The sequence below is a fragment of the Pseudomonas sp. MPR-R2A5 genome (genome assembly GCF_058793055.1).
The window spans coordinates 92,082-118,331 of record NZ_JBXAFK010000009.1; the positions used below are offsets into that span (position 1 = coordinate 92,082).

Consider the following 26,250-nt stretch of genomic DNA (forward strand, 5'->3'; position numbering starts at 1 on the left):
ATCAGCCGCGCTCGGACGGTACCGACGACAACTCGAAAGGGCTGCTGCTGCGCCGTTGGTTGCGGTCTTCGCGAGGGGTGGCGCCGAAGAAGTTGCGGTAGGCGCTGGAGAAATGCGGCCCCGAGGAGAAGCCGCAGGACAGGCCGATCTGGATGATCGACTTGCTGGTTTGCATCAACATCTGGCGGGCCTTGTTCAGGCGCAGTTCCAGGTAGTACTGGCTGGGGACGCGGTTGAGGTATTGCTTGAAGATCCGCTCCAGTTGTCGTCGCGACACGCACACATGCTGGGCGATTTCATCAGTGGTCAACGGCTCTTCGATATTGGCTTCCATCAGCAACACCGCCTGGGTCAGCTTCGGATGGCTGGAACCCAGGCGGTTTTGCAACGGGATACGCTGGCGCTCGCCACCTTCGCGAATGCGCTCCACCACCAGTTCTTCGGAGACCGCACCGGCCAGCTCGGCGCCGTGGTCGCGGGCCAGTACCGCCAGCAGCAGGTCAAGCACCGACATGCCACCGCAGGCGGTCAGGCGATCACGGTCCCAGTCGAACAGATGGCTGGTGGCGATGACCTTGGGGAAGCGCTCGGCGAAATCGTCCTGCCAGCGCCAGTGCACGGCGGCACGGTAGCCATCGAGCAGGCCCAGTTGCGCCAACGGGTAAACGCCGGCCGACAAGCCACCGATCACGCAACCGGCGCGAACGAGCTGCTTGAGCGCGGTGCTCAGTTGCGACGCGATCACGGTCGGCGGTTCGTCCGCCAGCAGGAACAGCTTCTGGAAGCCTTCGAGCTTGCCGGCCCACGGCTCGCCTGGCAATTGCCAGGCACCCTGGGTTGGCGGCTCGGCCAGCAGAAACGAGAGTTCGTAGACCACCTCCGGATGCACCCGTTGAGCAACGCGCAAAGCCTCCTCAGCCAGCGCAAGCGTGAGTGCTTTTGTGCTGGGCCAAATCAGGAAACCAATTTTGTGGGCGGTCATGGAGTGCTATCCGAAGCCTGTAACAGTAATAAAGACAAAGGCCAATGCTAGCCCGTAAACCAACACAAAGCTTAAAAACGATGAAGACCTGCTTTCCTGTAGGAGCGAGCTTGCTCGCGAAAAACCTGAGAACCCCACGGGGTATCAGGCTTCCCGCGTTACCGTTGACGATCTTCGCGAGCAAGCTCGCTCCTACAGGGGGGAGCAGCGGCCTTGATTATTTCAAGCTGCCGGACAAGAACTGCTGCAACCGCTCGGACTGCGGGTTGACCAGTACTTCCCGCGGGTTGCCGCGCTCTTCCACGATGCCTTTGTGCAAGAACACCAATTGGTTCGACACTTCACGGGCAAAGCCCATTTCGTGGGTGACCACCACCATGGTGCGGCCTTCCTGGGCCAGGTCCTGCATCACCTTGAGCACTTCGCCCACCAGTTCCGGGTCCAGCGCCGAGGTGGGTTCGTCGAACAGCATCACCTCCGGCTCCATCGCCAGGGCACGGGCAATCGCCACGCGCTGCTGCTCACCGCCAGACATATGGCCAGGGAACGCATCCTTACGATGGCCCACGCCCACCTTGGCCAGGTAGTGCTCGGCCTTTTCGCGGGCGTCTTTTTTCGACATGCCCAGCACATGCACCGGGGCTTCCATCACATTTTCAAGCGCTGTCATGTGCGACCACAGGTTGAAATGCTGGAACACCATCGACAGGCGCGAACGCATGCGTTGCAGTTGCTTGGGGTCGGCGGCCTTCATGGCGCCGTCCTTGTTGGCCACCAGTTTCAGCTCTTCGTTATTGAGCAGGATCTTGCCGGCGTGGGGTTGCTCCAGCAGGTTGATGCAGCGCAAAAAGGTACTTTTGCCCGAACCACTGGAACCGATGATGCTGATCACATCACCGGCCGCGGCGGCCAGGGACACGCCTTTGAGCACTTCATGACTGCCATAGCGTTTATGCAGGTCTTGGACTTCAAGTTTGTACATGCGGTCGGTTCTCACAAAAACAGGTGGTCAGTCGTTGAGCAAGCGCCCGTGACGCAGCGCTTCGCGCCCCGCCACCTTGGCCAGCCAGAAACCCGCTTGGGCATAACGTAGCCGTTCAACGGCAAACAACACCCCCGAGGTGCCCGCGCAGATCGTGCTCACGCGGTCTTCCAGGGGATCAATCACTTCAAAAATCGGCTCGCCCTTCTCGATCCAGTCCCCGGCTTTACGCAGGTAACTGATCACCCCGGCGTGGGGCGCGAACAGCAATTCGGTGCCTTCGAAGGGCACGCCTTCGCACGGTTCATGTTGCGGCGCCGGCCATTCGCCCTGGATCAGGCCTTGTTCGGCGAGAAACGCGAGGATGCCTTCGGCGTGGAAGATCGCCTCGTCACGCCCCGTGTCCGCCTGGCCGCCCAACTCCAGGGTGGTCGCCAGGCAGGCCAGCGGGATCTGCGCCTCGGGGAAGGCACGAGACAAGCGCAACCACGGCAACGAGCAGGCTTCATCAAACGAGCTGCCACCGGAATCTTCCGCGAGCAAACCGACTTTCACATTCAAGTGCGCCGACAACGAACGCCACTGCGGCCAGTGCTGGGGCAGCGCGTACATATGCAGCGCGGCTTCGGCGTCGCAGTGCAGGTCGAGGACGATGTCGGCGGTGCAGGCGTGGCCGAGCAGGATGCGCTGCATGCCTTGCAACTGGCTGCTCGGCTCAGGCAAGGCGTTGAGCGCATCGGTCATCGCCTGGCGAATCATGCGCACATTGGCGTGAGGATCATCCCCCAGCCTACCGGTGAGCAACTCGGCCACCGGCTCGCTCAACTCAACGAAATCGCGGTTGAAATTCTTGCCGCTGCCCACCTCGAAACGGCCCTGGTGGCTGCCTTGTAACAGTTGGCCCAAGCCCATCGGGTTGGCCACCGGCACCAGCTCGATCACGCCGTTCAAGGCACCTTGCCGTTCCAGTTCGGTGAGGCGTTTTTTCAGCTCCCAGGCGGCACGCATGCCGGGCAACTCATCGGCGTGCAGGCTGGCCTGGATATAGGCCTTGCGCTCGCCGCTGCCGAAACGGAATACGCTCAGTTGGCGCTCGCAGCCCAGGTGACCCCAGGGCAACAGGTGATCGATGCGTTCCATATCAGTGCTTCCGTGGAGCCAGGTAGCTCAGCCAGCGGCGCTCGGCCAACTTGAACAGGCGCACCAGGATAAAGGTCAGGCACAGGTAGAACGCGCCAGCGGTGATATAGGCTTCGAACGGCAGGTAGTACTGCGCGTTCACCGTGCGTGCGGCACCGGTGATGTCGATCAGGGTGACGATGGATGCCAGGCTGGTGGTCTGCAGCATCATGATCACTTCGTTGCTGTACTGCGGCAGTGCGCGACGCAGGGCCGATGGCAACAGGATGCGGCGGTACAGCTTGTAGCGCGACATGCCCATGGCCTTGGCCGCTTCAATCTCGCCATTCGGGGTGGCCTTGAGGCTACCGGCAATGATTTCGGCCGTGTAGGCACTGGTGTTGATTGCAAAGGCCAGGCACGCGCAGAAGGTGGCGCTGGACAGCAGCGGCCACAGGAAGCTCTCGCGTACGGCTTCGAATTGGGCCAGCCCGTAGTAGATCAAGAACAGCTGCACCAGCATCGGCGTGCCGCGGATCACGTAGGTGTAGAGCCAGGCAATGCCGTTGACAATCGGCTGCTTGGACACACGCATCAAGCCCAGGGGCAAGGCGGCGAGCAGGCCGAAGAACAGCGACAAAGCCAGCAATTTCAGGGTGGTCACCAGGCCGCCGAGGTACAGCGGCATGGCCTCCCAGATGACGTTGTAGTCGAAGATCATAGATCAGCCGCCCTTACGCCTACCGAGTAGCGCTTCTCAAGATGACGCAAGGCCAGCAACGACACGCTGGTGATCACCAGGTACATCGCCGCCACTGCGAGGAAGAAGGTAAAAGGCTCGCGGGTGGCATCTGCCGCCTGCTTGGCCTTGAACATCATGTCTTGCAGGCCCACCACCGAAATCAGCGCGGTAGCCTTGGTGAGTACCAGCCAGTTGTTGGTAAACCCGGGGATCGCCAGCCGGATCATCTGCGGCACCATCACCCGGAAAAACACCTGGAAGCTGCTCATGCCATACGCAAGGCCGGCTTCGGCCTGGCCCTTGGGGATGGCCATGAAGGCGCCACGGAAGGTTTCCGAGAGGTAGGCGCCAAAGATGAAACCCAGGGTGCCGATACCGGCGGCCAAGGGGTTCAAGTCGATATAGTCGTCATAGCCGAGCAACGGCGCGACGCGGTTAAGCAAGTCCTGGCCGCCGTAGAAAATCAGCAGGATCAGCACCAGGTCGGGGATCCCGCGGATCACCGTGGAGTACAAGTCACCCAGCCAGGCCAACCAGCGCACCGGCGACAGGCGTAACGCGACCCCGATCAGACCCAGAACAATGGCCAAGGCCATGGACGACAAGGCGAGCTGAAGCGTCAACCATGCGCCATCGAGGATGACGGCCCCGTAGCCTTTCAACATGATTCAGGTCCTCGAAAAGGGGGATGAAAAAATGGCGCAAACCGCAGGAATTCTGTTGCTTGCGCCATTTCGGACAGACAGCTGCGATGAATTACTTGGCGTCAGCGCCGTAAATATCGAAGTCGAAGTACTTGTCCTGGATTTGCTTGTACTTGCCATTGGCGCGGATCGCGGCAATAGCGGCGTTGATGCGCTCCAGGTTTTCCTTGTCACCCTTGCGCACGGCAATACCTACGCCGTCGCCGAAGTATTTGACGTCGGTGAAGGCTGGGCCCACGAACGCGTAGCCTTTGCCGGCGTCAGTCTTCAGGAAGCCGTCCTGCAGCAGGGTTGCGTCGGCCACGGTACCGTCGAGGCGACCGGCAGCCACGTCCAGGTAGATTTCGTTCTGGGTGCCGTAAGGAACGATGGTGGCGCCTTTAGGCTCCAGAACTTCCTTGGCGAAACGGTCATGGATCGAACCGCGCTGCACACCGATCTTCTTGCCTTTGAGTTCAACCAGGCTGTCGCTGACCGCAGTGCCTTCCTTCAACACCAGGCGCGCTGGGGTCAGGTAGTAGCGGTTGGTGAAGTCCACGGACTTCTTGCGGTCTTCGGTGATGGACATGGACGACAGGATCGCGTCGATCTTGCGCACTTTCAGCGCCGGGATCAGGCCGTCGAACTCCTGCTCGACCCAGGTGCACTTGACCTTCATCTCTTCGCACAGGGCGTTGCCGATGTCGTAGTCAAAACCGACGATGCTGCCATCCGGCGCCTTCGAGGCAAACGGAGGGTAAGCCGCTTCGATACCAATTTTCAGAGGCTTGCCTTCAGCGAAAGCCTGCATGGACAGCACGGACAGCGCCAGGGCGCCCAACAGCACGAGTTTCTTCATCTTGGGACTCCATCGGTATAGGGCAAAACAGCAGTATGAGCCATGGCCCACGATGCGACTGAGTGAAACCGAATAGCGGTGCTGCGTCCTACGCGGGCTACACCTGCGACGACGAGCGAGTGATCGGCATTCTAACGACAGGCCGGAAGCCGATATTTCCTCAATGCGACAACAATTTACAGAAGCACCGAGAAAGCGGTTCCAGCACATTGACAGCCTCTGAATTTTATGCAGAGGCAAAAGACATTAAACCTATTGATACTGCAAATTGCGGGCCTATTATTCGCAAACCCTTCTGGCACGGCAAGTCTGGCGTTTAATCTTATTTCTGGGGGTGTCTAAAACGCGGTTTTTCAGGGCATGAGCGTAGCCCTTTGCCTCATGTTCGAGCATAGGGTTACACATTTAGAGGTGACAGTAACATTCAGAAACGTCCTACCAGGGAAACCGATATTTATTTGACTGGTGGAGATCCAAATGTGGGAGGGGGCTTGCTCCCGATAGCGGTAGTCAGTCACTTATTTGTGAGCTGACCCGGCGCTATCGGGGCAAGCCCCCTCCCACATGGGATCCTCAGTGGTTTTGAGAGACCACAAAAAAAGCCCCACTCGGCATACACCGAATGGGGCTCTTTCCCACCTACCCCGCGTTACGCGGCGTTCATGGTCTTGTGCGTCTCGATCAAATGCGCCACCACACTCGGATCAGCCAAGGTGGAAATATCCCCCAGCCCGTCGTACTCGGCCGTGGCGATCTTGCGCAGGATACGCCGCATGATCTTGCCCGAGCGCGTCTTCGGCAAGCCCGGTGCCCACTGGATCACATCCGGCGAAGCGATCGGGCCGATTTCCTTGCGGACCCAGTTCTTCAGCTCCAGACGCAGCGCTTCGTTCGGCTCTTCGCCGTTTTTCAGCGTGACGTAGACATAGATGCCCTGGCCCTTGATGTCGTGCGGCACACCCACCACCGCCGCTTCCGCGACTTTCGGGTGGGCAACCATGGCACTTTCGATCTCGGCGGTGCCCATGCGGTGGCCAGACACGTTCAACACGTCATCCACACGGCCGGTGATCCACCAGTAACCATCTTCATCGCGACGGGCACCGTCACCCGTGAAGTACATGCCACGGAAGGTCTTGAAGTACGTGTCGACGAAACGGTCATGGTCGCCGTACAGGGTACGGGCCTGGCCTGGCCACGAGTCGAGAATCACCAGGTTGCCTTCGGCAGGACCTTCGATGATGTTGCCCAGGTTGTCCACCAAGGCCGGTACCACGCCGAAGAACGGCCGTGCCGCCGAACCCGGCTTGAGCGCATGGGCGCCTGGCAGCGGGCTCATCAGGGTGGCGCCGGTTTCGGTCTGCCACCAGGTATCGACGATCGGGCAACGGGATTGACCCACGTTCTTGTAGTACCAGTCCCACGCTTCCGGGTTAATCGGCTCACCCACCGAACCGAGCAGGCGCAGGCTGCTGCCATCGGCGCCTTCGCAGGCGGCGGTGCCGGAGGCCATCATTGCGCGGATCGCGGTCGGTGCGGTGTAGAGGATATTGACCTTGTGCTTGTCGACGATCTTCGCCACCCGGGTGATATCCGGGTAGTTCGGCACGCCTTCGAACAGCAGCGTGGTCGCGCCATTGGCCAACGGGCCGTAGACGATATAGGTGTGGCCAGTGACCCAGCCGACGTCGGCGGTGCACCAGAAGATTTCGCCTGGGCGATAGTCGAACACGCGCTCGTGGGTCAGGGCCGCGTACAACAGGTAGCCGCCGGTGGTGTGCTGCACGCCTTTAGGCTTGCCGGTGGAGCCGGAGGTATAAAGGATGAACAGCGCTTCTTCGGCGCCCATCTCTTTTGGCGCGCACACGGTGCCCGCAACTTTCATCAGGTCTTCGTACCAGATGTCGCGATGCTGGTTCCACTTGATGCTGCCATTGGTGCGCTTGCACACAATGACTTTCTGGATGCTGCTGGTTTCCGGGTTGGTCAGCGCGTCGTCGACGTTGGCCTTCAGCGGAATTTTCTTACCGGCGCGGATACCTTCGTCAGCAGTGATCACCACTTTCGACTTACAGTCGATGATGCGACCGGCCAGGGCCTCCGGTGAGAAGCCGCCAAATACCACCGAGTGGATCGCCCCGATGCGGGCACAAGCCAGCATGGCGACCACCGCTTCAGGGATCATTGGCATATAGATAGTCACCACGTCGCCGCGGTGCACATCCTGGCCACGCAGGGCGTTGGCGAACTTGCAGACTTCTTCATGCAGCTCGCGATAGGTGATGGTGCGGCTCTCGGCAGGGTCATCGCCCTCCCAGATGATCGCTGCCTGGTCGCCACGCTCGGCGAGGTGACGGTCCAGGCAGTTGTAGGAAACGTTCAGGGTGCCATCAGCGAACCACTTGATGTCGACATGGTGATCGTCAAAAGAGGTCTGCTTCACCGCGGTGAAAGGCTTGACCCAGTCAAGGCGCTTGGCTTGCTCACGCCAGAAACCATCGGGGTTGACCACCGACTGCTGGTACATGGCCTTGTAGGTCGCCTCGTCGGTCAGCGTGTTGGCGACTGTTTCGGGGCGAACGGGGTACAGGGAAGCCGCACTCATCTTTCTTACCTCGGTGACATAGTTGTTGTTGTATGGCCCAGTTGTAGCCGGGGTGGGCCTATAGAACCATTCGACGATGGTAGTAACAAGACCCTACAAATTGCCCTGCTATCCCTCTACGGGCCTCTGGCCCGCGGCCTGCGTGGCTTGGCTGCCTGATGAAAAAACCTTTACCACGGGATTGTTACAAAAACCGCCAATAGTGTTTATCAAAAGCACGGGTATATGAATATAACCTGCGGGCCTAAAATCAACTCCGCCAACAAGGCACTGTGATTAACAACGTAACAGCCCCCACGAAGGCACGTTAATCCGAACTTACCAACCCTAAGTTACACACGTGGCCTCACAAAGGCCCCGTGACCCCTTTCGCCCTGAAGAAGGTAAATAGAGAAATGAAAGCTTTATTAGTTATGGCCCTCAGCAGCTTGTGCGCCACCGCCGCCCTGGCCGATGAGGCCCCGACTGAGCTGGCCGGCCAGAAAGCCCCGATTGTCGAGGACTACACCTACAGCACCAAACTGGACGTGGCCAAAGTATTGTCCATGAGCACCATTCCAGAAGTTTGCGAAGTGGTACCGGTAAAAATGGAATATGAAGATTCCCAAGGTCAGCGCCACATTCTTAATTACAAGGTTATGGGCAATGGTTGCTCTAACGGATAAACACTTCGTTAGTTCAATTTGAACTTGATCTTGTTTGCCGCAAGAAATCGTTCTTGCGGCCAAGAACCGGCCTTTGACCCCCCGCAGACCAAATGTGGGAGGGGGCTTACCCCCGATAGCGTCAGCCGACGCACCTCTATTACGCTATTACCCCCTACGCCCCGCCCCCCTGCATCCGCCCCGCAAAAAGCCACTCATCGCCCCTCAAAAAAAACCAACCCCAGCAAAGCCTTGCAAACACACGCTTTGGCCGAAAACCACGCCATTGCGGCCCTCCTCCGAGACCATCCGCCGCAACACAAAGTCGAATTTTTCCCTATAATGCGCGGGTAAATCGGGCCTGCAATATCCCTTTACACTGGGATGAAGAGCCAGACCTGAGCCTGCGCTGGAGCATGCACCTGTCGCTCCGCCTCTCAAGCCTCACGCAGAGCACCCGTGACCCTATTCCGTTTAATGCCTGCGCCAGCGGTTGCAACAAACGATTCCTTAAGATCCACCGCGGCCCGAGGGTCGTGTGAACACCCAACCATCCGGTTTCACACGGGCACCTTTGAGCCCTCACGCAGGAGACGACACGTCATGCTGAGCTGGGACGAATTCGACAAAGAAGAAGACGGCGAAGTAGCCACCAAAGGCGCCAACGCCGGCCACGCCACCGAAGCCAACATGGACCGCCTCGACGGTGCCGGCGCCGCTGCCGCCATCGAAGCCCGCGCCGTCACCGCCAGTGACTCCGCCGCCATCGTGCGCGCCAAGGCGGCCCTGGACAAACTCGACGTCGCCGAAGGCCTCGCCGAACTCGAAGGCGCTTCCGCCCGCGTCGCCGTTGACGAAAAACGCATGATCAACTGCCGCGCCGACCTCAACCAACTCGTGCCCTTCAAGTATGACTGGGCCTGGCAGAAGTACCTCGACGGCTGCGCCAACCACTGGATGCCGCAAGAGGTCAACATGACCGCCGACATCGCCCTGTGGAAAAACCCCGAAGGCCTGACCGACGACGAGCGCCGCATCGTCATGCGCAACCTCGGCTTTTTCTCCACTGCCGACTCCCTGGTTGCGAACAACCTGGTCCTGGCCGTGTACCGCCTGATCACCAACCCGGAGTGCCGCCAGTACATCCTGCGCCAGGCCTTCGAAGAAGCGATCCACACCCACGCCTACCAGTACTGCATCGAATCGTTGGCCATGGATGAAGGCGAGATCTTCAACATGTACCACGAGATCCCATCGGTGGCGAAAAAAGCCGCCTGGGGCCTGAAGTACACCCGTTCGATCTCCGATCCGAAGTTCGAAACCGGCACCGTCGACACCGACAAAGAACTGCTGCGCAACCTGGTCGCCTACTACTGCGTGCTGGAAGGCATCTTCTTCTACTGCGGCTTCACCCAGATCCTGTCCATGGGCCGCCGCAACAAGATGACCGGCGTCGCCGAACAGTTCCAATACATCCTGCGCGACGAGTCGATGCACCTGAACTTCGGTATCGACGTGATCAACCAGATCAAAATCGAAAACCCACACCTGTGGGATGCCGAAATGAAGGAAGAAGCGACCCAGATGATCCTGCAAGGGACGCAGCTGGAGATCGAATATGCGCGCGATACCATGCCGCGCGGCGTGCTGGGTATGAACGCGGCGATGATGGAGGATTACCTCAAGTTCATCGCTAACCGTCGCCTGTCGCAGATTGGCTTGAAGGAAGAGTATCCAGGCACGACCAATCCGTTCCCGTGGATGAGCGAGATCATGGACTTGAAGAAAGAGAAGAATTTCTTTGAGACCCGGGTGATTGAGTATCAGACGGGTGGGGCGTTGAGCTGGGATTGATTCCTGTGTCATCTTAAGCCATAGGAATAAAAAGCCCCCGTTTTAGGGGGCTTATTTTAAAAATAAGTAAACAAAAATACATTCCCCAAAAATTACCCCCTAGAAATTCACTACCGGGCTACCAATACTCTCCAAGAATGCTGAGTACTGGTCTGGATCTTTTTCCTTAATTTTATTTAAAATAAACTGAGCGGATCGTTTCATCTCCGGAACATCAATTGGATTAATACTTCGCTCAAAAACTCCCGCCAAATGGGAGTACTCATTATGAATTCTTTCCGTAAGCATCGACGCCTTACTATCACTTCCAAAAAAACGCTCCAATTTATTATTATCCTTTTCGTTAGCATTAGGATATTTAAAGTACAAGAAAGCCTCCAAAAACTTTCTCGCATTATTCCCATAATTATAATAGCACTCATGTTCTTGCTCTACAGGCACATCTGCTGCGTTAGCGCATTTAAACACCTGATGAAAAAGATAATTAAACTCCGTAACATATGATTTCAAATAACCCGGCATAACTCTCAAACTACTTTTACCATTCGAATTCTCAATCATGAAATATCTTCTCTCCTGATTGATACCATTTACATCCAATGGAGCCAACCGCTTTAGATACTTCAAGAAGTCCAAATTATGAGTTGAAATAAATAATTGAGAGTAGTTCCCAGCAGCAACAATTTCACTACTAATCAGGCTAAATATGAAAAAGATATGATTACTATCCAAACTCGAAATCGGATCATCAATATAAATAACCGGCTTAAATCCTTTAGTTTCGATATCATGAAGCTTCGCCATAAAATAACAAAACGCTATAAGACTACATTCCCCCTCACTCAAATGATGCGCCTTAGCCCCGTTTCGTATAACCTCAAACTTAAATCCACCTTCAATCTCTTCCGACTTCAAAGACAACGCTCTATGACCAAAAAAATCATTCAAGTAAATATTTACGCGATCGGCGCCTTTACTTTCGTCCTTTAGCTCAGCTTTTAAGGAGGCAATCTCAGCTGAAACCCTGTCCATCTCAGCTTTAGCCTTAGCCAAGTCCACATTTTTCTCGTTACGATTTTTTTCAAGTCCAGCTATTTTCTCCTTCTCATCTAAAAATTTTATATCCGACACAAATCTAAAGACCTCTCTCAATTTCAACGAGGTTTGAGCACGTCTTTTTTCGCCAGCCAAATCACTGGTAAATTTATTTGAATCAGTACGATATTTCTCTAACGCATCGTAGACATCTGAAATACCGCTGCTCAAATCCTCGATAGTTGGTAGCTCTTTACCGTGAAATATATCCTTAAGTCTTTCCTTCAACGAGTCAGCTACTGCACCCAAATTTTCAACATATTGACCAAATAGTATATTCAACTTCAGCTCAGCCTCTAGCACACCTTCTCTAAAGGTAGAGTAATATTGAGAAACATCTATTTTTCCATCACCCCTAAACCTACTCTGTTCTGAATCGATGATTGATAATAACTGGTCTATCTGTCTCCGAAGCTCTTCGGACTCTTTATTAAAATGGAGATCTAATTTCTCCCACAGATCATTAGGCAATGGCGCACCACAAAACCCACAATCAGTTCGAGCTGATTGATGCAACCCCCGCCCCCTTCTAACCCAATCTTCTAAAAGATTATCTTCAAGTAAATCCCTCAACGGCTGAGTGACAGTTATTTTGACCTCAACCAACTGCTGTGCTTTAGAATACAACTTTGAAAATGTTGGCTCAAAGAACGAAAAAGATGGAATCTCAGCTTTAACCTCCTCTCTCAACAAAGACTCCAACCCCTGCACCTTGACATCTTCAACACAGGTAAATCCGTCCTTAAGAACCTCGTCAATATCCTTTATCAACTTTGGAGCATTATAGGTAGCATCACCGTACAGTCGATTATGCTTAATCCCTGTCGTTTTATTATTAGCCTTGTCCGTAACTTTGGATTCAAGGGCCGCAACCGCTGACTCAGTTTCTTTCTTAGCAACAAGAAATTCAGTCAACAGAGAGTTATAAACACCAATCTTTCCGCCAGTTTCATCACTTCCTAGCTCAGCCTCTTTTGCCTGTATCTCTAGTTCCAACCGATTATTATCATCACCCAATATTGCAAATGAATTTACACTCTGTTCATCATCCACAATAAATCTTAAGTTTTCCTTAACAAAATCCTCATTAAAAACTCGGACCTTACACTGAGAAAAAGGGATCTGAGCCTCGTTAAAAAAACCACCGGCAGAAAGCTCAAATTCAAACTTTGGCGCTTGGTATTTATCAGATAGAACTCCTAATTCAAGCGACCTAAAGATCCTAGACAGAGTAGTTTTTCCAGAATAGTTTCTACCATATAGAATATTTACTGCCTTAAAATCGCTTGGGCGTCCGCTTCCATCTTTCACCGTGGAGTCCCAATCGAAATCTGAATATACTGCCATGCCCTTAATTTTCTTTATTTTTTTGAACATTCCATGGTTACTCTTATGATTTCAGAAGCTAAATTTAATTGCTGAGTTGCCTTAATTTCGTGAGGCGGTCGTAATCAGGCCTCAGCCCAGTCATATCAAAATGCCTTCACGATATCCGGAGCATAGACCAGAAATCCCTAACTCGGAGCTCCGGCCCAGACAAACTGTTACAAAATCTGAAGCTTGACCATCTAAGGTGCTAGCTCATAACCTTCACCGTCCGGCGCCTAAGAAACGCCTCAAGTAGCGGCCTGACCGCTCCCGAAAGATGTGGTTTTTTTGCGCCTACGGTTTTTTCGTGGGCGCAGGAAAAGACTCTGCTATGTCGGGAGTGGGCGAATACAAGACCCGAAAGGGGAATATGTCCGGCCTTCTACTTGGGGTTTCTTAACTCCCGGCGCCTTAGCCCTAAGAAAGCTATCAAGTAGAGGTAATGGAAATGCCTGTATCTGTTTGTGTCACCTCACAAGCGCTTCTCCTCGCGGAGGTGTGCCATGCCTGACCCTTTTTCTCCCACCGTCTTTACTCGTTTAAACCTTCCTTTACACGCCCTCCTTCTGGAAAACCAACCCTGGTTCTGCGCTCGCGATCTTGGGCGGTTGATGGGGTGGTACCTGGATGAGCGAACGACTCGCAAGCTCGATGAAGACCAGCGAAGGACCGTAAATCTGCTGTTCCACGGCCAGCCGGAAGAAATGCTGATGATTAGCGAGTCCGGTGCATACGCGTTGCTGGTCTATCACTACACACCGGGGAATCGCCTACTCCGTAGCTGGCTCACCCATGAAGTCGTTCCGACATTGCGGGACGAACGTCAGCCGCGAACAGTGGAGCGGCCGCTGTTAAGCATGTTGGACTGGCCGGAGATGTCGTTGAACCTGCTGCACTGGCAGGATGAAGGCTGGATTCGCCTCAGAGACATGCCATATCTATTGGTTAATCGAACCTACCGGAAAGAGTCAGCAAGGACTCCGTGGTGGCGCAAGCTCACTCAACCTTTCCTAATAAATCAGCGAATCTACTCACGCAGACGACCGCCAAATCCCTCCAGCTTGTAGGAAATTTCGTAGACGCAATAATAGACACTCAGTATCGTCCGAGGGTTTTCTACCCTCGGCGGCTGTATGGATACTACGAAAGACAAAACGGACTGGAGCGACGCGGAGTTGGCAGCTGCGGTCGAGGCGTACCTGAAGATGTTGGCCTGGGAAAAGAGCGGCCAACCTTTCAACAAAGCTCTCGAAAACCGCCTTCTACGCGAAGGCCCGGTGGCAGGCCGTGCAAAGGGCTCCATCGAATTCCGCATGCAAAATATCTCCACCGTGTTTGTGCGTATGGGCTGGGATCGCATCGAAGGCTATAAGCCTGCGAAGAACGTGGGCACAGGCGTGGAGCAACGTATCCGCCAAGCGCTTGCCGCGCAGGGTGTATTCGAATCCGAAGACGCGGCCCAAACAGCAGACGAGCAAACGCTTATCCGCCGCGCGTCCAAACTGCAGCAGCAACCTTTCACTCAGCTACCGGACGGCATTGCCCAGCCGCTGAAGGTCTCGACCGTCAGCACCGCCTTTGTTCGCGATCCAAAGGTCCGCGCCTGGGTACCGAAAGAAGCCAAGGGCATCTGCGAAGGCTGCGGCTCTAACGCGCCGTTCGAGGTCGACGGCTTGCCATTTCTTGAAGTACATCACGTCAAGCACCTCGCCCAGAAGGGTTCGGATCGCATCACCAATGCTGTAGCCTTGTGCCCCAATTGCCATCAGCGTTGTCACCGGTCGACTGACCGGGAGGCTTTCACCGAGGGGCTTTACGCCAAGGTCGGAAGATTGGCACGGGAGTAAACTCCTGCTGTCACACCTGATGCACACTCAAAAAAATACTAGATAGGACCGAGGCCAACCCGTGAACCCAGACATGCTCGAAGCCGGCCCCGCTGACGCCAAAGTACTTTCCGTCTTTGACTTCGACGGCACCCTGACCCACCACGACAGTTTCGTGCCCTTCCTCAAGTTTGCCTTTGGCCCTGGCGAGTTTTATGGCCGGATGGTCAAGCTGGCGGTGCCTGGGCTGCGTTTTTTGGTGCGGCAGATCAGCCGGGATGAGTTGAAGGCGCAGTTGATCCGCACCTTTATGACCGGGGTGGAGAAGACGTGGGTGCAGCAGAAGGCCGAGGAGTATTGCCAGCGCAATTGGGCGCGGTTGATGCGCCCGGCGGGGGTGTTGTCGGTGGAGCATGAGTTGGGCTCCGGGGCGGAGGTCACGTTGTGTTCAGCGTCGCCGGCGTTGGTGCTGCAGCCGTTTGCGAATCGGCTGGGGATCAAGTTGATCGGGACTGAGCTTGAGGTGGTCGACGGGGTGTTGACCGGCAAGCTCACCGGAAATAATTGCCGCTGTGAGAATAAGGTGCTGCGGCTCGAGGCGGTGTATGGGGACCTGGGGGAGTATCGACTGCGGGCCTGGGGCGATACACGCGGGGATCGGGAGCTGCTGGCGGCGGCGCAGGATGCGCATTTTCGGCATTTTCATGCGAAGAAGAAAAAGCGGGCTCGGTTGCAGCGATGATGCGGGTAATGGGGATCGGCTGGAACACCGAGTCGATGCCATCGGTGCCTCGCTAAAGCTCGAGACCTCCCACATTTGATTTCTGTGATCCGGTAGATCGGCGTTTGTCGTGAACGTTATGTCGTGGCTTTGAGGTCTACGCCCAGGGCGGTGGCAAAGGCTTTTACCAGCGGACTTCTTGGCGCGTTGTGGCGCAGGATCAGGTTGAAGACGGTGCTCAGGTGCACGTGTTCCGGGCACAGTGCGCGTAGGCGCCCTTCCCTTACCAATGGCGCGGCGTAGTGTTCCGGCAGGAAGCCGAGGAAACGACCGGTGAGGATCAGGATAGCGACGGCTTCGACTTGCGAGGCCGAGGCGGACTGGCTGTCGTAATTGACGAAGGTGGCCTTGTCGCGATGGATCGCATACCGATGGTTGACCACTTCATATTGGCGCAGCACCTCGGGGGTAATGTCGTTCGCGGTGAAGAGCGGATGTCCTACGGCACAGTAGGCGTGGGCCTTTTCTTCGTAGAGCGGGAAGTAGTCGAACTCTTCGCGGCGCTGGTACACGGGGACGATGCCGACAATCAAGCGCCCTTCCACCACACCGCGTTCAACTTCGTCCAATTGCGAGGCATGCAGGCGTAATCTTATTTTTGGTGATTGGCTATGTAAGTTGCCAAGCGCGGCAATCAGCGGTGAATTAACGTCGGAGACAGTGTTATCAATAACGCCCACACTAAGGTCGCCGATGAGTTCATTTTGCGCCGAACTAAGCTTGTCTCTGAAACTGTCTACCGAGGTAAATAACTCGATGGACGCTTGATACACCAACTTGCCTTCTTCGGTCAGCCCGAAGCCTTCTCGGCCCCGTGTGCACAGGCGCATGCCGATGCGGATTTCCAAGTCGGAGATCTGTTTGCTGATGGCCGCCAGGCCCACGTTCAGCTCGTTTTGCGCAGCGCTGAAGCCGCCAGCTTCGACCACGGCCATAAATACCCGCAGCAGTTTGAAATCCAAACCACTGAGTTGCAGGGGCGGTCTTGTGCCGGGTTTTGGCGGTAGGTTTCCAGAAGTGGAAAGTGGAGTTTCCATAATACGCGTTGACCTCAAGTGCCATATTCAACAGGCTTCAACCCAATCCTTGAACATAGCCAGGCGGCGATAATGAACATAAACATCCGCCCTTGGCAACCTTGAATACGGCGCGCCAGACGCTGATTCAGTTTAGTTGAAAACCTTTTTTTACTGCCTCCGACTCTTCTAAAAACAAGCGTGAGGAATACCCATGTCCCAGCCCACCGACCGCCTTTGGGGCGCTCGTTTCAAGACCGGTCCGTCTGCTGCGTTGGCCGCATTGTCCCGTTGCCCTGAGCGCTATTTTCGCCTGACGCCCTACGACCTGGCCGGCTCCCGTGCCCATGCCCGTGAGTTGCAGCGCGCCGGTCTGCTGGATGAATCGGAGACCTTGCGCACCCTCGAGGCCCTGGACCGCATCGGTGAAGACTTCGCCGCCGGCCGCCTGCATCCCACCCTGGATGACGAGGACGTACACACCTTTATCGAACGCGTCTTGACCGAACGCCTGGGCGCATTGGGCGGCAAGCTGCGCGCCGGGCGTTCGCGTAATGATCAAACCGCCAACGATTTGCGCCTTTTCCTACGCGACCATGCGCGCACCATCACCACCGAGGTGTTGGGTTTGCAGCAGGCGTTGGTGGAACAGGCTGAGCAGCATGTCGAGAGCATCTGCCCCGGCTTTACCCATTTGCAGCAGGCGCAACCCATCGTGTTCGCCCATCACTTGCTGGCCCACGCGCAGTCGATGTTGCGCGATGTCCAGCGCCTGGTGGATTGGGATGCGCGTACGGCGTTGTCACCGTTGGGTGCGGCGGCGATGGCCGGCTCGGCGATTGCGCGACAGCCGGAACATTCAGCCAAGGAAATGGGCTACACCGGGCCGTGCGAAAACTCGATCGATGCCGTCGCCAGTCGCGACCATGTGGCGGAGTTCCTGTTTGTGGCGGGCATGCTCGGAGTGAATATTTCACGGCTGTCGGAGGAGTTTTGCCTGTGGTCGTCGCGCCAGTTTCGTTGGGTGGTATTGGACGATGCCTACGCCACCGGCAGTTCGATCATGCCGCAGAAAAAGAACCCGGACATTGCTGAATTGGCCCGGGGCAAGGCTGGGCGGTTGATCGGCAACCTGACCGGGCTGATGTCGACGCTCAAATCCTTGCCGCTGTCGTACAACCGCGATTTGAGCGAGGACAAACACAGCGTGTTGGACAGTGTGGACACCTTGTTGCTGGTACTGCCGGCGATGGCCGGGATGGTCGCGACCATGAAGGTCCAGGTGGAGGAGCTGCGGCGCCAGGCGCCGATGGGCTTTACCTTGGCGACGGAAGTGGCGGATTGGTTGGCCACCCGTGGCGTGCCGTTCAAGGAGGCCCATGAGATTACCGGCGCCTTGGTGCAGGCCTGCGAGAAGCATGAGATTGAGTTGTGGGAAGCCTCGCCGGCAATGCTGGCGGAGGTGGATGCGCGGTTGACGCCAGAGGTGCGCGATTGCCTGACCCTGGAAGCGGCGATTGCGGCACGCAGTGGATGGGGTGGGACGGCGCCAGAGCGGGTGCGGGAGCAGATTGGGCGGTTGAAAACGGCATTGGCTGCTCAGCAGCAATGGGCCGACACCTACACCGGTTTCAGAATTTGAACACCTTCACCTTGTAGGAGCGAGCTCGCTCGCGAAGAACCTAGGAACACCGCGGGGCATCAGGTTTCCCGCGTTATCGTTGACGATCTTCGCGAGCAAGCTGGCTCCTACAGTGGAAGGCTGTGTACAGCATTTGGAGTAGAACCATGAACCAAACCCCGGCCGAGCGCTTGGAAGCTGAGCGTAAGTTGTCCGAGAACCAGTTCGATATCACGCAGTACGAGCACGTGCCACGTCGCTATTACGGGCGGATGTTTTTTGCCACCTTGATCGTGATCGTGTTGGCCGCGCTGTTGCGCGCGTTTGCCAATGGCCAAATCGAATGGTCCTACATCGGTCAGTTCCTCACGTCTGAGGCCATCATTTGGGGCCTGGTGAATACCATCGTCATGTCGATCCTGGCGATGGCGCTGGGCGTGGTGATCGGGGTGATCACGGCGATCATGCGCATGTCGGCCAACCCGATCCTGCGTTACGTGGCCATCACCTACACCTGGCTGTTCCGCGGTACACCGCTGATTTTGCAGTTGCTGCTGTGGTTCAACCTGGCGTTGATCTTCCCGGTGATCGCGATCCCCGGCCTGTTCAGCATCGACACCGTCGACCTGATGACGCCATTCGTGGCCGCCCTGCTCGGCTTGAGCATCAACCAGGGCGCCTACACCGCCGAGGTGGTGCGCGCCGGCCTGCTGTCGGTGGATACCGGCCAGTACGAAGCGGCCAAGTCTATCGGCATGCCGAGCCTGCAGGCGCTGCGCAGGATCATTCTGCCGCAGGCCATGCGGGTGATCATTCCACCGGTAGGCAACGAGTTCATCAGCATGGTGAAAATGACCAGCCTGGCCAGTGTGATCCAGTACTCGGAGCTGCTGCACAACGCGCAAAACATCTACTACGCCAACGCCCGGGTCATGGAGCTGCTGATCGTCGCCGGCATCTGGTACCTGGCGGTGGTGACAGTTCTTTCATTTGGTCAAAGCCGCCTCGAGCGTCGTTTTGCCCGCGGCGCCGGCAAGCGTTCGTAAGTCTGGGTTGAGGAGATTTGCCCCATGAGAAGCATCGTCAAGGCCGTCAACCTGAACAAGTATTACGACCAGTATCACGCGTTGCGCGACATCAATATCGAGGTCGAGCAAGGCGAAGTCATGTGCATCATTGGCCCGTCGGGCTCGGGTAAAAGCACCCTGCTGCGCTGCGTCAACCAGCTGGAAAAAATCGACAAGGGCGGCCTGTGGGTCGACGGCGAACTGGTGGGTTACCGCGTGGTCGGCAACAAGCTGCATGAGATGAATGAAGTGCAGATCGCGCGCCAACGCCTGGCCACCGGCATGGTGTTCCAGCGCTTCAATTTGTTCCCGCACATGACCGTGTTGCAGAACATCGTCGAAGGCCCGTGCCAGGTGCTCAAGCGCTCGCCCAAGGAAGCCACGGAGGACGCCCTGGAGTTGCTCGCCCGCGTTGGCCTGGCGGACAAGCGCAATGCCTACCCGGTGGAATTGTCCGGTGGGCAACAGCAGCGTGTGGCGATTGCCCGCGCGTTGGCGATGCGCCCCAAGTTGATGTTGTTTGACGAACCCACCTCAGCCCTCGACCCGGAACTGGTAGGAGAAGTGCTGTCGGTGATGCGCGATTTGGCCACCACCGGCATGACCATGATCGTGGTCACCCATGAGTTGGGCTTCGCCCGCGAAGTGTCCAACCGCATGGTGTTTATGGATGCAGGCCAGATTGTGGAAGCCGGCAGCCCTGAAGAAATTCTAATAAGCCCACAAAACCCGCGTACCCAAAGCTTTATTTCTGCCGTTCGCACTTAACTAAAAAACTAACGAGAACGCCCCCATGAAAAAATTGTTCATCCCAACGTTGCTCGCAGGCCTGATGGCCTCCACCGGTGTATTGGCGGCATTGCCGGCGGCAATCAAGGACAAGGGTGAGATCAGCGCGGCCATCGTGCCGAACTACCCGCCGATGGATTTCAAGGACCCGGCCACCAATAAGCTCACCGGCTTCGACTTCGACCTGGGCAACGCCCTGGCCGAGCGCCTGGGTGTGAAGATCAAGTGGCAGGAAACCGGCTTCGAGCAAATGCTCAGCGGCTTGACCACCAAGCGCGTGGACATCGTGCTGTCGGGCATGAGCGACACCGCCGAGCGCCAGAAATCCGTGACCTTCATCGACTACTTCACCAGCGGCCCGCAGCTGTACACCCTGGCCAAGCGTGAAGAGATCAAGGAACTGACCGACCTGTGCGGTAAAAAAGTCGGCACCAGCCGCCGCACCACCTGGCCGTCGGAAATTGCCGCGTGGAGCAAGGAAAACTGCGAAGCCGCGGGTAAACCCGCCATCGTGGTGATCGGCACTGAAGGCTCGGCGGATGCGCGGGCGCAGTTGCAGCAGAACCGCCTGGACGCGGCGATGCAGGGCAGCGAGACGATTCCTTATTTGATGTCGTTGGACAAGGGCAAGTACAAGCCGGTGGGCCTGGCGATTTCCAAGCAGTTCACCGGGCTGGGGATCGAGAAGAGCAACACCGGGCTGGTCACGGCGATCAGTGAGGCGTTGCAGGGCATGATCGATGACGGGACCTACGGCAAGATCCTGAAGAAGTGGGATCTGGAACAGGGTGCGGTCGAGAAGATCAGCATCAACGCCGGCCAGTAACCCGTCCCCACTGTAGGAGCGAGCTTGCTCGCGAAAAACCCGAGAGCACCGCGGGCAATCAGAAAGCCCGCGCTATCGTTGACGATCTTCGCGAGCAAGCTCGCTCCTACAGAACACCAAGGCACCTGACAAGGACATCCGCCCTACCGTGGCCACCTACTCCCTGGTAATCCGCCGCCTGATGATTTGCTCGGTGACCATCGTGGTCAGCCGCGCCATGACCAGCCCACTGCTGGCGCTGCTGCTGAGCACGCGCTTGGGCCTCAACCAGCAGGACATCGGCCTGCTGATGGGCATCGCGGTGTTTATCGCCACACTGCTGGGCCTGTATGGCGGCTATATCATCGACCGCCTGGAAAAGCGCAAGCTGCTGATCCTGGCCATGCTCTCCAGCGCCATCGGCTTTCTGTTACTGACGTTTGCCAGCAACCTCTACCTCACCACCCTGACCCTGGTCATCACCGAAGCAGCGTCAGCGCTGTTCCTGATCGGCTCCAAAGCCATCATCAGCGAGAACCTGCCGGTGGGCGATCGCGCCAAGGTGTTTTCCCTGCGCTATACCCTGACCAATGTCGGCTACGCCACCGGCCCGATGGTCGGCGTGGTGATTGCCGGCCACATGCAACTGGCGCCCTTCCTGATCGCCAGCGCGATTGCCTTTGGCAGTGTGTTCCTGATGATCGGTATCCCGCCGACGCAACGGGATGACAGCCACAGACCCTTGAGTTTTCTCAGTACCCTGCGCACCTTGCGCAGCGACCGCACGTTGATTCTGTTCACCAGCGGCAGCCTGCTGAGCACCATTGTCCACGGGCGCTATACGCTGTATCTGTCGCAGTTTCTGCTGGTGGCCTACAAGCCGGCCGAGGCGCTGAAGATTCTGTCGGCGGTGCTGGCGTGTAACGCCATGACCGTCATCGCGATGCAGTACCAGATCGGGCGGTTTCTCAAGCGTGAGCAATTGCGCTACTGGATCGTGCTGGGCACTTTGCTGTTCATGCTTGGGTTGATCGGCTTCAGCCTGGCCGACAGCTTGCTCACCTGGTGCCTGGCGATGTTTGTGTTCACCCTCGGCGAGATGATCATCTACCCGTCCGAGTTCCTGTTTATCGACACCATCGCCCCGGATGCCCTGCGCGGCAGTTACTACGGGGCACAGAACCTGGCCGCGTTTGGCGGGGCGATGAGCCCGGTGATTTGCGGGTATTTGCTGATCAACGCGGCGCCCACCAGCATGTTTTATGCCCTGGGCGCACTCACTGCCCTCGGCGGCACCCTGTGCTTCCTGAGCGGACGCCGCGTGGCGGCTAGCCCCCCTTCGGCCAGCCCGCACATTTGATCGCTGCCACGGCTGATATTTGCGTAATATCCGGTTATCCCTCTCACGGACCCGAGCCTCATGAAATTCGACACGGCCTACAGCGTGAGTCTCGACGACAAGCTATCGATCTACGACGTACGAGAGCTGAATTTCGACGAAACCGCCGCGTACGACTCCGACAAGGACCGTTTCTTCTGCCCCAACGACGCCTGCCGCGCAGCCTTTGAAACGGGCAACGTGCTGGGCACGTATAACGCCAAGAACGTCAACTACCAGCGCACCCCGCATTTCAAGAACACGCCCAGCACCGAGCATATCGAGGGTTGCCGCTATGCCAGCAGCCACAAGCCGGCGGCAGGCGAAAGCGACGACGCGCGCGAGGACAACTTCCCATCGGAATTTGTCCTGACCCGGCGTACCTACGCGCGCATCACTCCGGTCGTCGACGCCGAGGGGCAAGCCCCGCAAGCACCCGCGCAAACACCTTCAGGCCGCCCCCCCGCAACCGTCAGCGCCAGCGACAGCACCCCGGATAAAACCAGCGTGTTCGCCCACCCGGTGGAATGCTATGTGTCGAATATCGACCACAAGGATAAGCTCAAGGCGATGCCGCTGAAGATCGGCGAGCACAGCGCGACCTACTGGGCGTTTTTCAAGAAAATCGAGTACCTGCAGGACAACCACGGCCTGATCTACTGGGGCAAGATCAAAGCGATCAAGGACTACACCAGCAGTTTTCGCATCGACTTTGAAAAAAAGGTCTGGCTCGACAAGAAGCCCTATTCGGTCAACGTCTACCTGAGCAAGAAACTCATCGAGAACTACCGCAAGCGCAAGGCGTTCTTGGAGCAGATCAAGGCCGCGGCCAGCAGCGAACGGCCGCTGTATTGCTTCTTCTACGGGGTGACGCCGGCGCTCAAGCAAGTGCCGAGCAAGAAAAACCCGGAACAGACGTTCGGGGTATTCAGCGCCAATATCGAGAACCTGGACCACCTGATTATTCGGGAAGTGCCGATGCTGGAATAGCAGGTGGTTAAGAATCCAGTTGATGAGCGGTCGAAACAACTGTACAAAAACACAGTATAGTTTGCCTTCCCCGTCGAACCCTGGAGACAACCCATGTCCTCTCTGGCAATGAGCTCTTTCGTAGAACAGCAGATCGTCCTGCATCAATTCACCGCCAAGCACAGCGTCCAGGCCCGCGTGATGCTGGGTTGGAGCCGCGAAGACCTGTCCCGTCAGGCCGGCGTGTCGGTGGCGGCGATTCAACAATTCGAGAACAACGGCGACGTGGACGATGAAACCCGCCTGACCCTGGCGTTTCGCCTGGAGGCGGAGGGGCTGGTGTTTTTCCCTGGGTTTGCGCCGGGATGGGGGATGAGGGCGCGCAGGTTTGAAACCGCACCCGCCGAGCCGGCCTCTAAAGGCATTATGTCGCGGCTGATGGGCTCAACTGCGGCAGCAATCGAGCCACCAACACCTCAACCGAATGGTGCGTAGAGTCCAGGCGGGTCAGCCATGGAGTCGCCCCAGTCACACAGCGATTTAGAGGCCGGCGGTTTGCTCTTGCAGCAGGCCGATACGCTCATCCCGTGGCCGGGCGACCGTGAACGCTGAATGCACCGGGCCTGCAATTGCAGCGCCCAATGCATCCTGTATCACGCGGGGGTCAGGTTCAGTGGTTGGCGGTCATCTCAACCCCGCCATCGGTCATCGGCGGTGCGGGAGAGAAAGGCGTACCGGGGGTGAAAGCCGGCTCCCTGATCGCCTGCGACACCTGCTCATAGCCATGGGCAACGGACAGTAAGGTGGCCTCGCTGTTGCCCGAACCATAGAAATACAGCGCCGTAGGCATGCCTTCATCATCCATGCCGCTAGGGACTGAAATGCCTGGGTAGCCCGCGGCAGCAGTGAAGTAATAGTTATGGGACAGGAAATTCGACACGATGGCGTCGAGCTTGTGTGCCTTCAACGGGTTATCAATCGCTTGCTGGAAAATCGGAGTAATGGCCTCCCACAGGCTGTCGAGCTCCTCCTGCGGCACCTCCAGGGTGTTGATGAGTTCCAGAAGGTTCTGGTCCGGCTCGCCCGGCAGCCCGTTGCGTTTATTGAATGCGATCAGCTCCGATAGTGATTTGACCGGCAGGCCTTGCCTTCCCGCCAAATAGTCCTCGAGCTGTTTTTTAACGTCGGTAAACAACGCTTCGTTGTAGTCCCGGTAGTTGTCATCAGATATGCCTTCGTCCATTGGCCCCACTGGCACCAGGGTAGCGCCCTCGGACTTGAGCCGTTCAATCGCGTCCTCGAAGTGTTTTCTATCCGCGCGCTTCGCGGGGTCCTTGGCCTCCTCCGGCGTCAGCTCAGGCAATGCTGTGTAGCCAATGCGCTTGCCTTTCAAGGCATCTGGCGTGAGCCCCTCGGTGTACACGGTGGTCTCAGTCATGGCGTTGAGTGCCTCCGCCGCGTCACGCACATTACGTGTAAAAGTGCCCACCGAATCCAGGCGCGTACTGGTCATGACGCCCTCCGTGCTGACCAGGCCGGCAGTGGTTTTCATGCCGAAAACACCGTTATAGGCGGCCGGAGCAATAACCGAACCATTGGTTTCAAGCCCCAATGCCAGCGGAACATGCCCTTGGGCCACAGCCACAGCCGAGCCAGAACTCGACCCTGCCACCGGGCCACCAAGCCGATGAGGGTTGAGCGTCTGTCCACCTCGGGAGCTCCACCCATCTGCCGGCGCTTCGGAGCGGAAGTTGGACAATTCGCTCATGTTGGTTTTACCCACAATGACCATGCCTGCTTTCAGCAGCTGGTCCACGACCTTGGCATTTTTAGTCGCCGGCGCGCCCACCAGGGCCTTTGAGCCAGCACTCGTCTGCATATTGCCTTGGGTTTCAAACACATCTTTGAGTGCCACGGGGACGCCATGCAGATAACTGCGCACCTGGCCGTTGGCACGCTCCTGATCGAGCGCCTTCGCCTCATTCCTGGCGTTGCGGTTGATTTCTAAAAACGCGTTTCCCCCCTGGAGCCCCTGGTCAATATTGGCGATCTGCTTCAACGAATCCTTCACCAACGACTCTGAAGTGACCCCTGAGTGCTTGGCCATATCCGCTGACATTTCATGGGCGCTCTTGTATCCCTGCCCAGGCTGTGTAAATGCCCGGTAAAGGTCGGCAGCCCATCCCCCGGACGAAGAAGGTATGAACATAAATTCCCCTCGATTGGACGGAACGTGCGAGCTATCGATTGATAACCCGGTACCAGTCTAAAAAGGGCGGTGCTTTCCTCCCCCAGGGTAAATCTTGCAGTCTCGTCCGATTACTCCACCCAAGGTGTGGGCTGTAAGGTGGCGGGTTCCTGTAACAGCAGGCGGTAGCTCTGTGCCAACGCCCTCACGTGATCACGCATCCAGTGGGCGCTATAAAACCAAAGCCTGTTGCCTTCTTCCAGCGGCTCGAAAAGCCCCGGGTAGCCACTTCTGCACGCGGCATGAAACGCGGCACTTCGCCCCTCGGACACCAGGGCATCAAGGCGATTCTCCGTCACGTGTCGATCGATTTCGTTGTGCATGCTGAATTGAAGGCTGTCGTCCACCTGCTCCGCGTCCAGCGCCACCAGTTGCGCCCCCGCCTGGCGCAACTTATCCAAGGCGCGAGCGAAGGAGGCGCTGTGTTCAGCGGGTTCGTATGCATCACCCCGTACATAGCGCCCGGCATACCCTATGCGCCACCCGGTCAATGCCGGTGCCGGGGTAAAAGCACTGTTGTTCAGTACCAGGGGGACTTCCACCATCACCGGCCCCGATGGGTCGACGCCACTTAACGCACTGAGCGATAACGCCGGGTCGCGTACGGTTTTCATCAGCGGGCCCGGCACGTCAAACCGGGGAGTGGGGACGCCGGTTCCCGCTGGCTCAGGTGTGTGAGCAGCGGCACCGAACGTGATGCCGCCCGCGCTGCCGCTCGGTGCATCAGTGGGAGGAACGGAGGGCGGGCAGGTCGCGCCCGAGGGTAACGCTTGCCCCGTTGGGCATGGCACGCATGGGCGCCAGTACTTCCTACACT

Annotated in this window: 23 protein-coding genes; 12 read left to right on the top strand and 11 right to left on the bottom strand. The window is 57.2% G+C overall.

The window, feature by feature from the left end; translation table 11 throughout:
- Position 1: 1 nt before the first annotated feature.
- The 7 genes from AC1Q6I_RS09565 to acs all read right to left on the bottom strand — a co-directional run bounded on the left by AC1Q6I_RS09565 (position 2) and on the right by acs (position 7,972).
- The gene (locus AC1Q6I_RS09565; protein WP_024077010.1) at positions 2 to 982 is read right to left on the bottom strand and encodes a GlxA family transcriptional regulator; all 981 of its coding nucleotides are present in this window, start codon (positions 980 to 982) and stop codon (positions 2 to 4) included.
- A 217-nt stretch (positions 983 to 1,199) separates the two neighbouring features.
- Positions 1,200 to 1,964 (bottom strand): ABC transporter ATP-binding protein, encoded by a 765-nt coding sequence (locus AC1Q6I_RS09570; protein ID WP_003214336.1) that lies wholly within the window; start codon positions 1,962 to 1,964, stop codon positions 1,200 to 1,202.
- 27 nt (positions 1,965 to 1,991) lie between these two features.
- On the bottom strand, positions 1,992 to 3,104 hold the full coding sequence (locus AC1Q6I_RS09575) for a succinylglutamate desuccinylase/aspartoacylase family protein (RefSeq protein WP_102624095.1): 1,113 nt from the start codon (positions 3,102 to 3,104) through the stop codon (positions 1,992 to 1,994).
- A gap of 1 nt (position 3,105) precedes the next feature.
- Entirely contained in the window at positions 3,106 to 3,804 is a 699-nt protein-coding gene (locus AC1Q6I_RS09580; RefSeq protein WP_024077012.1) for an ABC transporter permease, read from the bottom strand.
- A complete protein-coding gene (locus AC1Q6I_RS09585; protein WP_024077013.1) occupies positions 3,801 to 4,490 on the bottom strand; it encodes an ABC transporter permease in 690 nt (229 codons plus the stop codon). Before AC1Q6I_RS09585 ends, AC1Q6I_RS09580 begins: the two co-directional genes overlap by 4 nt.
- A 91-nt stretch (positions 4,491 to 4,581) precedes the next feature.
- A complete protein-coding gene (locus AC1Q6I_RS09590; protein WP_024077014.1) occupies positions 4,582 to 5,367 on the bottom strand; it encodes an ABC transporter substrate-binding protein in 786 nt (261 codons plus the stop codon).
- Positions 5,368 to 6,016: 649 nt separating this feature from the next.
- Complete coding sequence (gene acs / locus AC1Q6I_RS09595; protein ID WP_024077015.1) at positions 6,017 to 7,972, bottom strand: acetate--CoA ligase; 1,956 nt, start codon at positions 7,970 to 7,972, stop codon at positions 6,017 to 6,019.
- 395 nt (positions 7,973 to 8,367) lie between these two features.
- Between acs and AC1Q6I_RS09600 the strand changes: the two genes are divergently transcribed.
- Positions 8,368 to 8,637 carry a DUF2790 domain-containing protein gene (locus AC1Q6I_RS09600; protein WP_069076866.1) on the top strand — a complete coding sequence of 90 codons (270 nt, stop codon included), beginning with the start codon at positions 8,368 to 8,370 and terminating at the stop codon, positions 8,635 to 8,637.
- A 582-nt stretch (positions 8,638 to 9,219) separates the two neighbouring features.
- Positions 9,220 to 10,470, top strand: coding sequence for a ribonucleotide-diphosphate reductase subunit beta (locus tag AC1Q6I_RS09605; RefSeq protein WP_024077017.1), 1,251 nt, complete (start codon positions 9,220 to 9,222; stop codon positions 10,468 to 10,470).
- A gap of 99 nt (positions 10,471 to 10,569) precedes the next feature.
- On the opposite strand, the gene AC1Q6I_RS09610 is transcribed toward AC1Q6I_RS09605, so the two are convergent.
- Positions 10,570 to 12,942 (bottom strand): AAA family ATPase, encoded by a 2,373-nt coding sequence (locus AC1Q6I_RS09610; RefSeq protein ID WP_102624545.1) that lies wholly within the window; start codon positions 12,940 to 12,942, stop codon positions 10,570 to 10,572.
- A 494-nt stretch (positions 12,943 to 13,436) separates the two neighbouring features.
- On the opposite strand from AC1Q6I_RS09610, the gene AC1Q6I_RS09615 reads away from it, so the two are divergent.
- The 3 genes from AC1Q6I_RS09615 to AC1Q6I_RS09625 all read left to right on the top strand — a co-directional run bounded on the left by AC1Q6I_RS09615 (position 13,437) and on the right by AC1Q6I_RS09625 (position 15,501).
- The gene (locus tag AC1Q6I_RS09615) at positions 13,437 to 14,000 is read left to right on the top strand and encodes a BRO-N domain-containing protein (protein WP_102624546.1); all 564 of its coding nucleotides are present in this window, start codon (positions 13,437 to 13,439) and stop codon (positions 13,998 to 14,000) included.
- Between the two features lie 66 nt (positions 14,001 to 14,066).
- Positions 14,067 to 14,780 (top strand): HNH endonuclease, encoded by a 714-nt coding sequence (locus AC1Q6I_RS09620; RefSeq protein WP_102624547.1) that lies wholly within the window; start codon positions 14,067 to 14,069, stop codon positions 14,778 to 14,780.
- 73 nt (positions 14,781 to 14,853) lie between these two features.
- On the top strand, positions 14,854 to 15,501 hold the full coding sequence (locus AC1Q6I_RS09625; RefSeq protein WP_041161002.1) for an HAD-IB family hydrolase: 648 nt from the start codon (positions 14,854 to 14,856) through the stop codon (positions 15,499 to 15,501).
- Positions 15,502 to 15,617: 116 nt separating this feature from the next.
- Here the strand turns inward: AC1Q6I_RS09625 and AC1Q6I_RS09630 are convergent, their stop codons facing one another.
- A complete protein-coding gene (locus AC1Q6I_RS09630; RefSeq protein WP_069076868.1) occupies positions 15,618 to 16,577 on the bottom strand; it encodes a LysR family transcriptional regulator in 960 nt (319 codons plus the stop codon).
- A 193-nt stretch (positions 16,578 to 16,770) separates the two neighbouring features.
- On the opposite strand from AC1Q6I_RS09630, the gene argH reads away from it, so the two are divergent.
- The 7 genes from argH to AC1Q6I_RS09665 all read left to right on the top strand — a co-directional run bounded on the left by argH (position 16,771) and on the right by AC1Q6I_RS09665 (position 23,680).
- On the top strand, positions 16,771 to 18,198 hold the full coding sequence (argH, locus tag AC1Q6I_RS09635; protein WP_069076869.1) for an argininosuccinate lyase: 1,428 nt from the start codon (positions 16,771 to 16,773) through the stop codon (positions 18,196 to 18,198).
- Between the two features lie 146 nt (positions 18,199 to 18,344).
- Entirely contained in the window at positions 18,345 to 19,223 is an 879-nt protein-coding gene (locus tag AC1Q6I_RS09640) for an amino acid ABC transporter permease (RefSeq protein WP_024077022.1), read from the top strand.
- A gap of 24 nt (positions 19,224 to 19,247) precedes the next feature.
- Complete coding sequence (locus AC1Q6I_RS09645; RefSeq protein WP_024077023.1) at positions 19,248 to 20,012, top strand: amino acid ABC transporter ATP-binding protein; 765 nt, start codon at positions 19,248 to 19,250, stop codon at positions 20,010 to 20,012.
- A 25-nt stretch (positions 20,013 to 20,037) separates the two neighbouring features.
- Positions 20,038 to 20,859, top strand: coding sequence for an ABC transporter substrate-binding protein (locus AC1Q6I_RS09650; RefSeq protein ID WP_024077024.1), 822 nt, complete (start codon positions 20,038 to 20,040; stop codon positions 20,857 to 20,859).
- Between the two features lie 148 nt (positions 20,860 to 21,007).
- The gene (locus AC1Q6I_RS09655; protein WP_069076871.1) at positions 21,008 to 22,198 is read left to right on the top strand and encodes an MFS transporter; all 1,191 of its coding nucleotides are present in this window, start codon (positions 21,008 to 21,010) and stop codon (positions 22,196 to 22,198) included.
- A 60-nt stretch (positions 22,199 to 22,258) separates the two neighbouring features.
- Positions 22,259 to 23,206, top strand: a complete 948-nt coding sequence (locus tag AC1Q6I_RS09660; protein WP_102624548.1) for a hypothetical protein — start codon at positions 22,259 to 22,261, stop codon at positions 23,204 to 23,206.
- A gap of 93 nt (positions 23,207 to 23,299) precedes the next feature.
- Complete coding sequence (locus tag AC1Q6I_RS09665; RefSeq protein ID WP_024077027.1) at positions 23,300 to 23,680, top strand: helix-turn-helix domain-containing protein; 381 nt, start codon at positions 23,300 to 23,302, stop codon at positions 23,678 to 23,680.
- Between the two features lie 175 nt (positions 23,681 to 23,855).
- On the opposite strand, the gene AC1Q6I_RS09670 is transcribed toward AC1Q6I_RS09665, so the two are convergent.
- Positions 23,856 to 25,304 (bottom strand): amidase family protein, encoded by a 1,449-nt coding sequence (locus AC1Q6I_RS09670; protein WP_102624549.1) that lies wholly within the window; start codon positions 25,302 to 25,304, stop codon positions 23,856 to 23,858.
- 200 nt (positions 25,305 to 25,504) lie between these two features.
- Positions 25,505 to 26,047, bottom strand: a complete 543-nt coding sequence (locus tag AC1Q6I_RS09675) for a hypothetical protein (protein ID WP_236645993.1) — start codon at positions 26,045 to 26,047, stop codon at positions 25,505 to 25,507.
- Positions 26,048 to 26,250: the final 203 nt, after the last annotated feature.